Source organism: Epilithonimonas sp. (assembly GCF_056329745.1).
Genome location: NZ_JBWEYV010000011.1, coordinates 63976 through 79084 on the forward strand (window position 1 = coordinate 63976; position 15109 = coordinate 79084).

The 15109-nt window shown below is 35.2% G+C and carries 15 protein-coding genes; 2 read left to right on the top strand and 13 right to left on the bottom strand.

What is annotated here, in order from left to right:
- Window positions 1–5: 5 nt before the first annotated feature.
- The 13 genes from AC00Y6_RS09440 to AC00Y6_RS09500 all read right to left on the bottom strand — a co-directional run bounded on the left by AC00Y6_RS09440 (window position 6) and on the right by AC00Y6_RS09500 (window position 13104).
- Entirely contained in the window at window positions 6–968 is a 963-nt protein-coding gene (locus AC00Y6_RS09440) for a glycosyltransferase family 8 protein (protein WP_474490371.1), read from the bottom strand.
- Window positions 969–980: 12 nt separating this feature from the next.
- A complete protein-coding gene (locus tag AC00Y6_RS09445; protein ID WP_474490372.1) occupies window positions 981–1964 on the bottom strand; it encodes a glycosyltransferase family 2 protein in 984 nt (327 codons plus the stop codon).
- Window positions 1957–3075: a UDP-galactopyranose mutase gene (glf, locus tag AC00Y6_RS09450; RefSeq protein ID WP_474490373.1), complete on the bottom strand. Its 1119-nt coding sequence runs from the start codon at window positions 3073–3075 to the stop codon at window positions 1957–1959. Before glf ends, AC00Y6_RS09445 begins: the two co-directional genes overlap by 8 nt.
- A gap of 45 nt (window positions 3076–3120) precedes the next feature.
- Window positions 3121–4002 (bottom strand): glycosyltransferase family 2 protein, encoded by an 882-nt coding sequence (locus AC00Y6_RS09455; protein ID WP_474490374.1) that lies wholly within the window; start codon window positions 4000–4002, stop codon window positions 3121–3123.
- Window positions 3999–4796, bottom strand: coding sequence for a glycosyltransferase (locus tag AC00Y6_RS09460; RefSeq protein WP_474490375.1), 798 nt, complete (start codon window positions 4794–4796; stop codon window positions 3999–4001). Before AC00Y6_RS09460 ends, AC00Y6_RS09455 begins: the two co-directional genes overlap by 4 nt.
- A gap of 112 nt (window positions 4797–4908) precedes the next feature.
- Window positions 4909–5766: a glycosyltransferase family 2 protein gene (locus tag AC00Y6_RS09465; RefSeq protein ID WP_474490376.1), complete on the bottom strand. Its 858-nt coding sequence runs from the start codon at window positions 5764–5766 to the stop codon at window positions 4909–4911.
- On the bottom strand, window positions 5763–6644 hold the full coding sequence (locus tag AC00Y6_RS09470; protein WP_474490377.1) for a glycosyltransferase: 882 nt from the start codon (window positions 6642–6644) through the stop codon (window positions 5763–5765). Before AC00Y6_RS09470 ends, AC00Y6_RS09465 begins: the two co-directional genes overlap by 4 nt.
- An 11-nt stretch (window positions 6645–6655) precedes the next feature.
- Entirely contained in the window at window positions 6656–7546 is an 891-nt protein-coding gene (locus tag AC00Y6_RS09475) for a hypothetical protein (RefSeq protein WP_474490378.1), read from the bottom strand.
- 149 nt (window positions 7547–7695) lie between these two features.
- Window positions 7696–8949, bottom strand: a complete 1254-nt coding sequence (locus AC00Y6_RS09480) for an ABC transporter ATP-binding protein (RefSeq protein WP_474490379.1) — start codon at window positions 8947–8949, stop codon at window positions 7696–7698.
- Window positions 8950–9003: 54 nt separating this feature from the next.
- Window positions 9004–9855 carry an ABC transporter permease gene (locus tag AC00Y6_RS09485; protein WP_474490380.1) on the bottom strand — a complete coding sequence of 284 codons (852 nt, stop codon included), beginning with the start codon at window positions 9853–9855 and terminating at the stop codon, window positions 9004–9006.
- A gap of 22 nt (window positions 9856–9877) precedes the next feature.
- Complete coding sequence (gene rfbA / locus AC00Y6_RS09490; protein ID WP_474490381.1) at window positions 9878–10738, bottom strand: glucose-1-phosphate thymidylyltransferase RfbA; 861 nt, start codon at window positions 10736–10738, stop codon at window positions 9878–9880.
- An 18-nt stretch (window positions 10739–10756) separates the two neighbouring features.
- Window positions 10757–11836, bottom strand: coding sequence for a dTDP-glucose 4,6-dehydratase (gene rfbB / locus AC00Y6_RS09495; RefSeq protein ID WP_474490382.1), 1080 nt, complete (start codon window positions 11834–11836; stop codon window positions 10757–10759).
- A gap of 101 nt (window positions 11837–11937) precedes the next feature.
- Window positions 11938–13104, bottom strand: a complete 1167-nt coding sequence (locus AC00Y6_RS09500) for a nucleotide sugar dehydrogenase (protein ID WP_474490383.1) — start codon at window positions 13102–13104, stop codon at window positions 11938–11940.
- Between the two features lie 185 nt (window positions 13105–13289).
- Here AC00Y6_RS09500 and rimP point away from each other — a divergent pair, with 185 nt between their 5' ends.
- Both rimP and nusA read left to right on the top strand, forming a co-directional pair.
- Complete coding sequence (gene rimP / locus AC00Y6_RS09505; protein WP_474490416.1) at window positions 13290–13757, top strand: ribosome assembly cofactor RimP; 468 nt, start codon at window positions 13290–13292, stop codon at window positions 13755–13757.
- A gap of 68 nt (window positions 13758–13825) precedes the next feature.
- Complete coding sequence (nusA, locus tag AC00Y6_RS09510) at window positions 13826–15061, top strand: transcription termination factor NusA (RefSeq protein ID WP_474490384.1); 1236 nt, start codon at window positions 13826–13828, stop codon at window positions 15059–15061.
- The last annotated feature ends 48 nt before the right edge of the window (window positions 15062–15109 follow it).

Here is a 15109-nt window from a genome sequence, read left to right on the forward strand (position 1 = left end):
CACATCTAGGAAGAAAAATATTTTAAAAACAATTTCCAGTATAAAGGATATATTGTTTTATCTTCTTTTAAAATTTGGTTTTTAAATTTTTGGGGTGGATTAATCAGATATATAGAAAATAAGAATTTATAAAATAATCGTTTGCTAATTCTTGAGGAATTCCACGGTTTTGCCCCAGTCGAAAAATGATATATATAGAAGGGAGTATTTTTTGTATTTCTAAAATTAAACAATCTGCATAAGCTATTCTTTAATATAAAACTGTATGATATATTAATATCATTTTGATAAACGGTTAAAAAATTATATTTCTTAGAAATTAATGTTGTATCCCCATACTTTCCTATAACACAGTTCAAAAGATCTTGATCGTGATTAATTGGTTTATCAATTGTATGTATAATTTTGATAAACTCATCTTCTATTCCTAACTCATATATTTTTTTAATATTTAATAAAGCTACACCTGCATTAATATATTTTTCTGGTTCTTTTAGTTTTAATACTTCATAAAAATATTTACTCGGAAACTTTGGATTGTTTTGTTTGACATAATCACAAACATAATCTGTAACGCCCATCATTAATGAGTTTTCAAAATCCATTGTTGCCAGTTTAGAAATATCATAATCTACAATTAAATCACTATCAAGATATAACACCCTCTCATAATCTTTAAATAATTTGGGAATATACAGCCTATAATATGTAGCAGTTGTCAAATGAGCTTCAATGTGAAAACCCTCACTTTTAATATCTTTTAAAATTAAAAACTCTAAAGAAAAATTATCAACACTATTAACCCATTCTCTAATAAGAGTTTGATTTTCCTGACTAATATTTTCTGACAGAATAAATATCTTGTAAAAAAAATTTTTATTAGCATTGGACAATATAGAAGCAATAGATACACTTGTGTACTTTATGTAATTATCATCGCATGCAAATACTATTGGGAACTCTTTCATAAGATTATTTTTTTATTTCTTCCAGACTGATGATGTGTATCTGAAAACAAAGTAAGGTAAAACATGATAATAACGGATCATCTTACTATCGGAGAAATAATCATAATCTTCCGTGCTTTTAATGAATTGATGCCACTCTGCCATTTCTTTCTTAGACTCCGCATAAGGCAAATGGTACAAAATTCTGTAATACATCTCTACCAAATTTTTCAGAGACCGGATTGTATATTCTTTTTTGTTTGGTGACAATTGCCCCTTATTCTCAAGATATTTTTGATAATAATATCGGATCACCGTTTCTACACTTTTCCGGTTTTTCTGTACTGTTGCCGGTGCTACGGTTTGCCCTTCCCTACCTATAAAATACCGGTATAGCTGCAGATTGGTATAATATAAATCCTTCGCAAAAAATAAAGGGACAGAAGCAAAAAGCGTATCTGTATAAAACACTTTTTCCGGAAAATTGATATCAGCTTTTCTTAAGACTTCTGTTTTGTAGGCCAAACGGTGCATTACAAAAACATCATCATCCATTGTAAGAATATCTTTATCCAACTGATAAATCTGTTTATTTTTTACTTTGGAAAGGGTCTGTAATTCTGAACGGTTTTCAAAAACAAATTCTTTTACAAAATCGGTTACTACCACATCACAATCAATGGATTGCAATTCCTCCATCCATTGTTCCAATGCCTTTGTATCATACCAGTCGTCGGAATCCAACACTTTGCAGTATTTCCCTTTTGCTTCCTGTATGCCTCTTTTGAGCACAGATCCATAACCACCGTTTTCTTTATCAATAACAATAAATGTTTCGGGATATTGAGCCTCATATTCTTTTGCTATGGAAATGGCATTATCGGGACTGCCGTCAATGATTAAAAGCACTTCTAGCAGCGATAACAACTCCTTTCTTATAAGCAGAGAATCCAGGCATTTCTTCAAATAATCCTGAGTATTATAGATAGGGATAATTAGAGTAAGTAGCTTATTCATTTGTGGAATTTTGAGTTTTTACCACTTCAAAGGCTTTTTCTACCACCTGGTGCATGTCGTAGTATTTGTATTCAGCTAGTCTGCCACCAAATATAACGTTACCTAGTGTGTCTGCCAATGCTTTATACTGCTGGTATACTGCCTGATTCTTTTCATCATTAATGGGATAGTAAGCTTCTCTCCCTTCGGTCATATCCTCAGGATATTCTCTGGTAATCACCGTTTTGGGCTGAGTACCAAACTCAAAATGCTTATGTTCTATAATTCTTGTGAACCGAATATTGCGTTCGGTATAGTTAACCACTGCATTCCCTTGGAAGTTTGGCCTATCCAAAATTTCATTTTCAAACCGTAAACTTCGGTAATCCAAATGGCCAAACCGGTAGCCAAAATATTCATCTATTTTACCGGTGTAAACTACCTTGTCTGCTAAAGAATCCAGATGGGCTTTATCCGCAAAATAATCGGTATCAAGCTTTACTTCTATCCCATCCAACATTTTTTCTATCAATGCTGTATAACCACCGGTCGGAATCCCCTGATAGGTATCATTAAAATAATTATTATCAAACGTAAACCTGAAAGGTAAACGCCTAATGATAAAAGCCGGAATCTCAGTAGCCGGCCGGCCCCATTGCTTTTCGGTATAGCCTTTTATCAGTTTTTCATAGATATCTTTTCCTCCAAGAACCAGAGCCTGCTCCTCTAGGTTCTGAGGATTGGTGATATGTTTATATTCTGCCCGTTGCTCCTCTATCTTGTCCTGTGCCTCCTGCGGGGTCTGCACGCCCCAAAGCTGATAAAAGGTATTCATATTAAAGGGCAGGTTGTAAAGCTTGCCTGCGTAACGGGCGATTGGCGCATTGGTAAACCGGTTGAACTCCACAAAAGAGTTGACATAATCCCAAACATTTTTGTTACTGGTATGGAAGATGTGTGCCCCATATTTGTGAACATTGATGCCTTCTACTTTTTGGGTATAGATATTACCGGCTATATGGCTTCTGCGTTCTATAACCAGACATTTTTTGCCCTGTTTGGTCATTTCGTAAGCGAATATGGCTCCGAACAGTCCACTGCCTATAATTAAGTAATCGTATTTTTTTTGCATCTCAAAATATTGTGCTTTTTCCAATTATTTATCAGAATTGAATTGTTATTTAAATATTTTATATTTATACATCAAACGAACTGCTCTATCCAGAAATGGATACTTATGATAAAATATTAGTTTTTTTTGTAATCTACTTAAACTTTTATTGAATTTTCTATATAGCATCTGCTCAATAATATGACCTTCATCTACCTTAGAATTGGCATTAATTGTTGAGGCTTGATTCTCGTGAACTCTAAAAGAGATTAACTTTTTATTAATGATTCCGATATTTGTATGCAACAATATTTTTAAATAATACTCTAAGTCTAAAACTTGTTTTAAACGAGAAGAATATTTCCCTATTTTATAAAAAAGTTCAGTTTTGAACAAAGCCGTTACAGGCTCTCCTATAAAATTGTATGATAATTCATTCTTTGTTCCCAACCTATACAAATCATCTTTTTTGAATAAATAAAAATCATCAAATTCCAAACTAATCCCTTTTTGCAAATCACCATATTTGTTAATCCATTTTTCGGCATCTGATAAACCCATGCTGCCAGTTATTATATGTCTTTTACAAATAACAATATCCAAATCTCTTTCTAATATATATTTCAGCATCTGCTCTACACAATCATCCTCCAATAAGTCATCCTGAAACAAAAACTTGATATACGCTCCGTTTGCATTATCTATACAATGATTCCAATTAGCACCAATACCCGAAGGCTTATGATGAAAAATGGACACCGGAAAATCTACCTCCCTTTTAAACTTTTCACAGATATGTAAAGTATTGTCTGTTGAGTTATCATCTGAAATGATTACCTCAATATTTTTGTAAGTCTGTGACTTTACAGACTCCAATGCTTCCTGCAAATATTCTTCACCATTGTAGGTGGGAATACAGATAGAGATTAAAGGTTGTTTATCTTTCATTTTTTTAGAATAAATTTTAAACAATTCAGCAAAGTATTTCTGTCCGTTCCCAGCTTAAGTGCATATGACAATCTATTAAAAAAACTTATATTTTCAGTTTTTAGTCTTTTGTACCAAAAGTTCCTTAAATCTTTTTCTTCTCTTTTAGAAATAGTATCATAAGAATATCCTTCTAAACCATTAAATTTTAAACAAGCCTTAATCCAATCATTACCAAAGTTACCTTTTGAGAAATGTTCAAACACAATATCTGTCACAAGATAATTTTCATACTTTTCCGAAGATCTTAATGATAAATCAATATCGTAGAAATGATATCCTTTAATCTTTTCATTAAACTTTAAAAATTGCCAAGTTTCCTTTTTCATTCCTATGAATACTCCATCTATTACCCGTAATTTTTTTATAGTTTTTTGAAGTATTATATTGGAATCCTGACCACTATGATAGAGATTTAAGTAATTCTCATTCTTTAAACCAGAGAAATGGCCATAGGGCAAATGAAATTTCCTAATGCTTCCTGCAAGTCCAAAAACGCCAACATCAGGAAGGTGATAGTACTTTTCCAAAGTTAAACCCCAATTTTGAGAGTGAAACTTAACATCTTCATGCAAAAAAAGCAAATTATCATACTTTGCCATTTCTGCCCCTGTATTATAAGCCTCGCAAATACCCATTAAACCAGGATTATCAATCTTGATAATCTCATAAGGAATACCGCAAGTCTCTGCAATGTTTTTTTCCAGTGCAGTAAAGTAATTGGGTTGGTATGAGGAGATGATGATGGAGAGCATGATTATGTTTCCTAAATATCTTTTTTAAAATAATAACATTAATGCCTAGAGATATTCACTTAAGAATTTATATACTTTCTGAAAAGAATGTCGTAATAACTTAACAAATTCATTACAATTTGAAAATTTTATAGATCAATTTTCTTAATTTAAAATATTTGTTATTGTATAATTTATCTAACTGATTAATTAAGATATTATTATCATATTTCAAATTAGTATACTTACTTAATATTGACTCAAACAGTAAGCCCTTTTGATCAGATAAAATAATATTATTATATGCATAAATATAAACAGAATATAAATTAGCTTTTAATTTTACATTATTTTTTGTTGTACTTTTTTTATGATTCCGGTAAATCGAAAGTGGCTCTTCAATATGCCTTACTTTAACTTTATTTTTTACAAATATAGTAAGCCAAAACAACCAGTCTTCATGTAATCTAAATTCATTTATAAAACAAATATTATCTATCAAATTTCTATTAAAAATAGGACAATGTATTGGAATGTTAAACCCCTCATCCCAATATCTTATAAGATTTTCTGAATTTAATTCATATTTAGACATATCTGAAAACCCCGGAAATAATTGATTATCTACTAACATTTGAAAGTCACAATAAACAAAATTTACGCTTTCATCTAAATTATCAATAACTTGTAGTTTTGATGGTAAAATTATATCATCACCATCTAAGAATTGAATCCATTCTCCTTTTGAATTATCTATTCCCAAATTCCTTGCTGATCCGGCACCTCCATTAACTTTTCTTAAATAGAAAAATCGACAATCCTTCTTTATCCATTTTAAGGCAACATCTTCTGTGGTATCAGTAGAGCCATCGTTCACAATAATACATTCCCAATTCTGATAAGTTTGATCCAAGACAGACTGTAGACATTCGTCCAAATATTCTGCTTGATTGTAGCATGGTACAATTACCGAAATTAATTGATTTTTCATTTTCTGTGTATTAGAGATCCAAATGCCTTTCTTATTAAACCTAATTTTAAATAGATTTTAAATATTGGCACATTGGTCTTAAAATTATGTTTCCACAAATCCTCTCTATATTTCTTCAGCTCTGTTGTGATAAATTCTTTTGGTAGAATTGAATAATAATTTTTTATCAAATATTCTCTATACAAATGGCTTGCATAAAATTTAACCGCATAATCATCCTTTTTATTGGAAATATTTACGCCGGACATTCTTACCATTACTGTAGTATTCTGTAAAAAAAAAAGTTTATCAAAACCTGATGTCTCATATACAGCTAAGTTGTCAGAGTGCCAAGCCAAAGGAAATTTTTTAAATTCAGATTTAGAAAAATTTAATCTATTAAAAATATGTTCTGATAAGCTTGACCTAAATTGATGATAGTACTCTACTAAAAAATGTTTTTTTGCATCAATTATAGGTTGTAAAAAGGTTCTTTCATTTAATTCAATATTGTTTTCATCTATCCACATTTGGCTAACCTTAATCACATTTATCTTTGCCTTATCAATCTCCGTAATATTCCGATAAAACTCCTCTACAAAATTATCGGCAATCATATCATCATCACCCAAAATTTGAAACCATTCTTCCTGAACATTTTCTAAAATACGTTCCCACTGTAAAACAAGATTTTGTCCTCCTAAATTGTCTTTATAATTATAATAGTGGTATTCTTCTTCTTTAAAATACTTTTGTATAATAGGCAAAGGATCATCCAGACTTGCATCATTTCCGATGTACAACGCAAATCTACTATCCGTTTGTGCTGCGACGGATTGTAGCGTTTTTTCAAAAAAATCAATTTTGTAATATGGTATAACTATCGCAAGTTTTGTCATCGTTGGTTTAATTAAAGAATTAATTTAATAAAACTTTCTACCTGCGTATTAAAGACCTTTTCTTCATTTAAAATCTTCTGTTTATATGAGGAAAAACTCTTCAGATGTCTATTGTAATTTTTAAAAATATCATCAATCAATTTAAAAATCTTAAACTTTTCTAAAATTGGATCTTTAAATTTATAGAGATCGGGAATCGCAATATCAACATTATTATTTGCGGAACCCTCTCTATTGGTAATTATACAACAATCATTGATAGCTGCTTCTCTCGGGATTCTGTCCTTTCCAGGATGATTTCCGAAATCAACATATATTTTTGCCTTTTTAAAAAGATTTTGCACTTCCTGTGGTGTCATATTTTCTATAGCAACCCACTTAAAGTTTTCTGCACTCAATAATTTGAGAGTGTCAATATTTTTTATTCCTTTTTTTGGATTGTATAGGATTATATCATCTTTTTCTATATGATTAATCTTATCAGTGCCTTCAAATAGATCTTCATTAATATAATCTGATAATGGCAAAGGATTTTTAAGATTAAATCTTTTTATAAGTTTCAATGCATATTCGCTCTGATAAAAATTGCAAAATACATTTTTATTATTAAGTTTTATATCCAAAGCATCATAAGGAAATCTCTTTAAAATTTTTTTAATATAATTTTTGACTTTCTGTAGAGGCTTTTGGATAAAAATCTCTTGCTGGTCAAAATTTCTTTGATGTACAAAAAAATTATCAACACTTAGCCACCATTGGCAGATATTTATATTTTGGGTAGATATTTTTCCAAAAAAAATCTCCGGTATTATAAGATAATTCTTTTTATCATCTATAATATCCACAACCACTTCCTTATCGTAATCAATAAAGTACTTTTTGAAACGCTCTGCTACCAACAAATCCTTTTCCGAATTTTGGCTGTCCAGATAATAGATAAAAGAGTTGACCCCTCTTTCTTTAAATTTATGATGTAGCTGGTGCAATAGTTCTGTACCTCCAGTGGCAAAAAGCGGTGGGCAGGCAATATAAATCTTCATAAAAATACAGTTTAACAGTTTTTATCCAGTAACCAGTGATTTGGATTTAACAATTTACCCAACACCTTACCTCCCTGTTTCTCCATGGCATTTCTTGGTTCCACAACAATAGAAAGATAATATTCTTTTTGTTCTATTGAGCCAATTCCTTTCCGCCACATAGCACCTTCCAAGTAATAATCTCCAGCTGTCAACAATTGGTGTGGAATTTTTATTCTTACTTTTGATCTACCATTGCTGCCTGCCATATTACTAAGAACTTCAGAAGATATCAGAGCTTCTCCCTCCTCTGTAAAAATAGTACAACCAAATTCTACATTTGAAAAGTCATTGGCCTTAAAAACAATATTAAGATAATAATCTTCATCAAAAGAACTAATAGAGTCTCTTTTTTTACCATCATCATCGGTAATAAATATGCTTTCTATCTTTTCCAAGCTAATACTATTATTGAAATACTGAGTATTTTTATTTTTAAAAAGGAAACGATTGTAGTGTGATATTGCATTATTAACGTTACCGATATACTTTACATTTCCCTTTTCTAAATAAATACCAGTATTACAAAGTTTTTTTACAGCATCCATATTATGGCTTACAAACAATACCGTTCTTCCCTCGCCCTTACTCACATCACCCATCTTACCAAGGCATTTTTTTTGGAACTCGGCATCTCCTACGGCTAACACCTCATCTACAATCAGGATTTCAGATTCCAAGTGTGCAGCTACTGCAAAAGCGAGGCGCACATACATCCCCGAAGAATATCTTTTTACCGGTGTATCGATATAACGCTCTACCCCGGAAAAGTCAACGATTTCATCAAATTTACGGGTAATTTCTTTTCTTGTCATTCCCAAAATAGCACCATTGAGATAGACATTTTCCCGGCCTGTCATCTCGGGATGGAAACCGGTACCAACTTCCAATAATGACGCAATACGTCCTCTGGTATGGATTTGCCCTGTGGTTGGCTTAGTAACCTTGCTTAATAATTTGAGCAGCGTGGATTTTCCCGCACCATTACGGCCAATAATCCCTACTGCATCGCCCTGCTCGATTTCAAAATTAATATCTTTGAGTGACCATACATATTCGGATTCGCCTTTCTGCGACCTGTCGTTGGATTCACCAATCCTTAGATAAGGATCTTCCTTGCCACGGATCTGATGCCAAAAACGGTTGAGGTCATGGGACAGCGTACCTGTTCCCACCTGACCCAAGCGGTAAAGTTTTGATATATTTTCTGCCTTAAGTGCCAGCATGTCTTAGTATTTTTTATTGAAATAAATTAATCGGGAAAAGTAAAGGTATTGATATTATACCGTATCCATAAAACTCTTCTCAACTTTATTGAAAATGACCGTCCCGATAATCAGGATAACCGTTATAATCAGCGTGCTTACCAGCAGCATCCCGGTACTGAAATCGCCTACACCCAACCATGCGTATTTGAAACATTCAAAAATACCTGTGAGAGGATTATAGTAAGCAATGGTTTTGAAAATCCCTTTGAGGCTGGATGCCGGATAGATGACCGGTGTAGCATACATGTACAGACTAACACCAAAGGTTAGCAACATTTGCAAATCACGATATTTGGTCGTCATTGACGAAAAAATCATGCCCACACCTAAGGCAAACATCGCCATCAAAATAATCAAAAACGGTGTGGCCAGAATCCACCATGTTGGCTGCACTTCGCCTTTCGCGAGATAATAGAAAAAAACAATAAGGAATAACAGCATCTGTACCCCAAAACGCATCAGGTTGGACACCACAATAGATAACGGCATCACCAACCTGGGAAAGTAAACTTTACCAAAAATTGAGGCATTGCTGGTGAAAACACTAGCTGTACCGGTAAGGCAGCTTGAGAAATAATTCCACAGTGTGACACCCGCCAGATAGAAGAGCATCTTTGGGGCACCATCTGTTGATAAATTGGCAATATTACCAAATACAATCAGATAAACCAGCGTTGTAAAAATAGGATTAATAAAAAACCAAACAGGACCTAATATCGTCTGCTTAAAGCCGGAGACAAAGTCCCGCTTGACAAACATATACACCAGATCGCGGTAGCGCCAAACCTCTTTTAGATTAAGATCAAACAGAGAATGGCTGGACCCGATGGTTTCTGTCCATTGATTATTTTGAGCATCACTCATCAAATTGTGTTTTTGTTTAAAATTATTTTATCAGGTTTTTGAGATAAGCACCATAGCCACTCTTACCATATTTGCCGGCGGTTTCCAACAATTTTTCTTCGTTGATAAAACCATTGCGCCAGGCAATTTCCTCGATACAGCCGATTTTGAAACCTTGCCTTTTTTCGATGACGCTTACAAATTCTGACGCATCATGCAGGGAATCAAACGTGCCGGTATCCAACCAGGCTGTTCCTCTGTCCAAAACGCCCACTTCCAGTTTTCCTTTTTGCAGGTAAACATTATTGACATCGGTAATTTCCAGCTCTCCCCTTGAGGAAGGTTTTATATTTTTGGCAATTTCCACTACCTCATTGTCGTAGAAATACAATCCCGGAACCGCATAATTGGATTTGGGGTTCGTAGGTTTTTCTTCGATAGACAATGCTTTGAAATCCTGATCAAACTCCACCACACCATAGCGCTCGGGATCTGTAACGTGGTAAGCGAATACTACCCCACCATCGGGGTTGGTTTTATGCTTCAGCAATGTTCCCATCCCTGAGCCGTAAAAAATATTGTCTCCCAACACCAATGCTGCGGCATCATTCCCAATGAATTCATCACCCAGGATAAAAGCCTGCGCCAATCCGTCCGGGCTGGGTTGTACCTTGTACTGGATGTTGCAACCAAGTTGCGAGCCATCGCCCAGTAGTTTGATAAAACCTTCCTGGTCATGAGGTGTTGTGATGATTAATATATCTTTGATTCCTGCCAGCAATAATGTGGACAACGGATAATAAATCATGGGTTTGTCGTAAACCGGCATCAGCTGCTTGCTTACAGCAATCGTTAGCGGGTAGAGCCTTGTTCCGGAACCTCCGGCGAGAATTATTCCTTTCATGTTGACAAAAATTACTGATTAAGAATATTGCTCCTCATAATACTTCTGATAATCACCGCTTGTAACGTGCTCCAGCCATTCTTTGTTATCGAGATACCAGTCGATGGTTTTGCCGAGGCCTTCTTCGAAGGTGACCGATGGTTTCCAACCCAAGTCCCTGTTAAGCTTTGTAGCATCAATGGCATAACGTTTATCATGCCCAGGCCTGTCTTTGACATAAGTGATTAATTTATCCGAATGACCGTCCGGTTTACCCAATTTGGCATCCAGCTGTGTGATCAATTCCTTAACCAAATCGATATTCTGCCATTCGTTAAAACCTCCGATATTATATGTTTCCCCAGTTTTGGCTTCGTTAAAAATCTGATGAATCGCTCTGGCGTGGTCAATCACATAAAGCCAGTCTCTTGTATATTTACCGTCGCCGTAAATAGGCAATGGTTTTTCGTTAAGAATATTGGAAATACAAAGTGGAATCAATTTTTCCGGGAAATGATTGGGTCCATAATTATTGGAACAGTTGGACACAATAAATGGCATCCCATATGTATTGCCGTAAGCCCTCACCAAATGATCAGACGCCGCTTTGGAAGCCGAATACGGTGACTGCGGGTCATACGCTGTAGTTTCTAGGAAGAATCCTGTTTCTCCCAAGCTACCATACACCTCATCCGTAGAAACATGGTAGAACAAATTGGTTCTCTTTTCATCAGGAAATCTGCCATGTGTATGATCCGGATTGAGTGTCCAAAACTCCTTACAAAGATTCAGCAGGTTTGCCGTTCCGTTGACATTGGTATTGATGAACGCATTGGGGTCTGTAATACTTCTGTCCACATGGCTTTCCGCCGCAAGATGCACTACGGCATCAGGATTGTATTTTTCAAAAACCTTTCTCAGTTCCTCTGGTTTTGTGATATCAGCTTTCTCGAACACATAATTCGGTTCGTTTTCTATATCCTTAAGGTTTTCGAGATTTCCGGCATACGTGAGTGCATCCAGATTAATAATGGTTGTATCTGGATTATTTTTAACAAATTCCCTTACCACGTGGGAGCCTATAAAGCCGGCACCACCTGTAATGATAATGTTTTTCATTTATGCTGTATTATATCTTTTATAAATTATTTTTCCGTAAATTTTGATGTGAATCCGACTGTTTTCATTTATATGTAAACTTTTTTCAAACTCGGTTTTTTTTAATCGTTTCCAAAAATATCACGAGTATAGACCCTTTCTTTCACATCTGCTAATTCCGGAGTATTTCGGTTGGAAATAATCACATCGCATTCTTTTTTAAATTCTTCAAAATCCCTTGAAACTTTTGATCCAAAAAAGGAATCTTCTTTCAATACCGGCTCATACACCACCACTTCAATACCTTTGGCTTTGATACGTTTCATTACGCCCTGTATGGCTGAAGCCCTAAAATTGTCGGATCCTGATTTCATAATTAATCGGTAAACGCCTACTTTTTTTGGATTTTTAGCAATGATGGAATCGGCAATAAAATCTTTTCGTGTTCGGTTAGCATCTACAATTGCCTGAATCAGATTATTCGGCACCGAATCGTAATTTGCTAGTAATTGTTTGGTATCTTTCGGAAGGCAATATCCACCATATCCAAAAGAAGGATTATTGTAATGGGAACCAATTCTCGGATCCAAACCAACACCTTCGATAATTTGCCGGCTATCCAACCCGTTCATCTGCGCATAGCTATCCAACTCGTTGAAAAAGGCAACACGCATCGCCAAAAATGTATTGGAAAACAACTTAATGGCTTCAGCCTCCGTAGCGTTCGTAAACAATGTGGAAACCCCTTTTTTAACCGCTCCTTCTTTCAACAGGTTCGCGAATACTTCTGCCCGTTCACTTTGTTCCCCAATGATAATTCTAGAGGGATACAGATTGTCGTACAAAGCTTTTCCTTCTCTTAAAAATTCTGGAGAAAAAATGATATTTTGAAAATCCAGTTCTTTTTTCAATTTTTCTGTAAATCCAACCGGCACTGTAGATTTCACAATAACCACCGCAGATGGACGATGTTCTTTGACCTCTTTAATCACATTCTCCACGCTGGAGGTGTTGAAATAATTGGTTTTCGGATCATAGTCGGTTGGCGTTGCTACAATTACATAATCTGCACTTTTGTAGGCTTCCTTTTTATCCAAAGTCGCTTTGAAATTCAGGGATTTTGTGGTTAGAAATTCGGTAATTTCCTTGTCTTCAATAGGCGAAACTGCTTTATTCAGCATTTCCACCTTTTCAGCCATAATATCCAGCGCAATCACTTGATGATGCTGTGCTAATAATACAGCATTGGATAAACCAACATATCCGGTGCCTACAATTGTAATATTCACAAAGAATAGTTTTTAAAATTCTGACAAAAATAAGAAAAATTTACTTGCCGCCCCGAGAACAGAAAATATTGGTTTCTTGCATATTAAAGAATAAACACTTATCTTTGCCAAAGATTTACGGGAAAAATGGGAAGGCTTTCGCAAGAAATGCCTTTTTTCGTAGATGTAACCTGACGAATTATAGTATGGATTTTAAAACAGAAATAAGCCGACTGATTAACGAATTTCTTGCCACAAGACCAGATCTTTTTTTGGTGGATCTCAAGATTTCTGCATCATCAGATATTACGGTGATATTAGATGGGGATCAGGGCGTTACGCTTCAGGATTGCCTAGATGCCAGCCGTGCTGTTGAGTTTAACCTAGATCGTGAGGTGCATGATTTTGGGTTACAAGTTATGTCGGCAGGCCTTAGCGAACCGCTAGAATCGCCGAGACAGTTTAGGAAAAATATCGACCGTGAGATTGAGGTTATCCTAAAGGATTCGTCTAAAGTGGAAGGCCGACTGGTAGCTGTAGATGAGGAAAAGATTGTTTTGCAACTGGAGTATAGAAGGCCAAAACTAATTGGCAAAGGTAAAGAAGATGTGGTGGAGGACAGGGAAATACCTTACACGGATATTAGCAAAGCATTAGTAGTAATAAAATTTTAACATAAGGTGATTGGATAGGATTGTAAACAATCGATTATCATTCACCATTTATCAATTATAGATTAAACATGGATAATTTAGCTTTAATAGAAGCCTTTGGTGATTTTAAAGAAATAAAGAATATCAGTAAGATAGACCTGATGGCGATTATAGAAGATGCCCTTAAGACACTTCTCAGAAAACGCTATGACTCTGATGATCACTTTGATGTGATTGTTAATCCTGACAAAGGTGACTTTCAGATCTTCCTGAACAAAGTAATTGTTGAGGACGAGATGTCCGAGGATGATGATCTTGAGATTGAGATCTCTGAAGTTAGAAAAATCGATCCCACTTTTGAAGTCGGTGAAGAATATACTCAGGAAATTCCTGTGGCTAAACTGGGAAGAAGAAGTATCCTAACGCTTAAGCAAATCCTGGCTACCAAAATACAGGAGCATTTTAATGCGTACCTGTATGACCAGTTCCGTGATAGGATTGGCGAATTGGTAATTGGCGAGGTGCACCATATCCGTCACAAACATGTTATTTTGCTGGATGATGAAGGCAACGAATTTATCCTTCCTAAAGAAAATCAAATCCCTTCTGACTTTTTCAAAAAGGGTGACAGCGTAAGAGCGATAGTAGAAAGCGTGGACTTCCGCGGATCAAAACCTCAGATTATCGTATCGAGAACAGCGCCAAAATTCTTGGAAGAATTGCTGGAGCTTGAAATCCCTGAGATACAGGATGGTACTATTATCCTTAAAAAGGTCGTGAGAATCCCTGGTGAGAAAGCCAAAATTGCCGTGGATGCTTATGATGACAGGATAGACCCGGTGGGTGCCTGCGTGGGTGTGAAAGGATCCAGAATCCATGGCGTGGTGCGCGAACTTAGAAATGAAAATATTGATGTCATCCAATGGTCCAAGAATCCGGAAATTTTCGTGAAAAGGGCTTTAGGAAACATCACCATTAATAAGATTGAGATCAATCAAGATACCAATTATGCATTGGTTTACACACCGGTGGATGAGATCTCCAAAGTAATTGGAAAGCAAGGGCAGAATATCAAACTGGCTTCTTGGCTTACCGGTTACGAGATTGACGTTTACAGAGAAACCTCTGAAGATGATGATGTAGAATTGGTAGAATTTGCGGATGAGATCGAATCATGGATTATCGATGAATTCAAAAAAGTTGGCCTGAATACTGCAAGAAGTGTTCTTGACAAAGATACAGAAGCACTACTGAACATTGTTGACCTGGAGGAAGAAACCATAGAAGAGGTTAAGCATATCTTAAGAGAAGAGCTGGAAGGATAGTGGAAACCGGTGCGCTTCCGGTTTTTAGAAAACGTAATTTAAATTTAA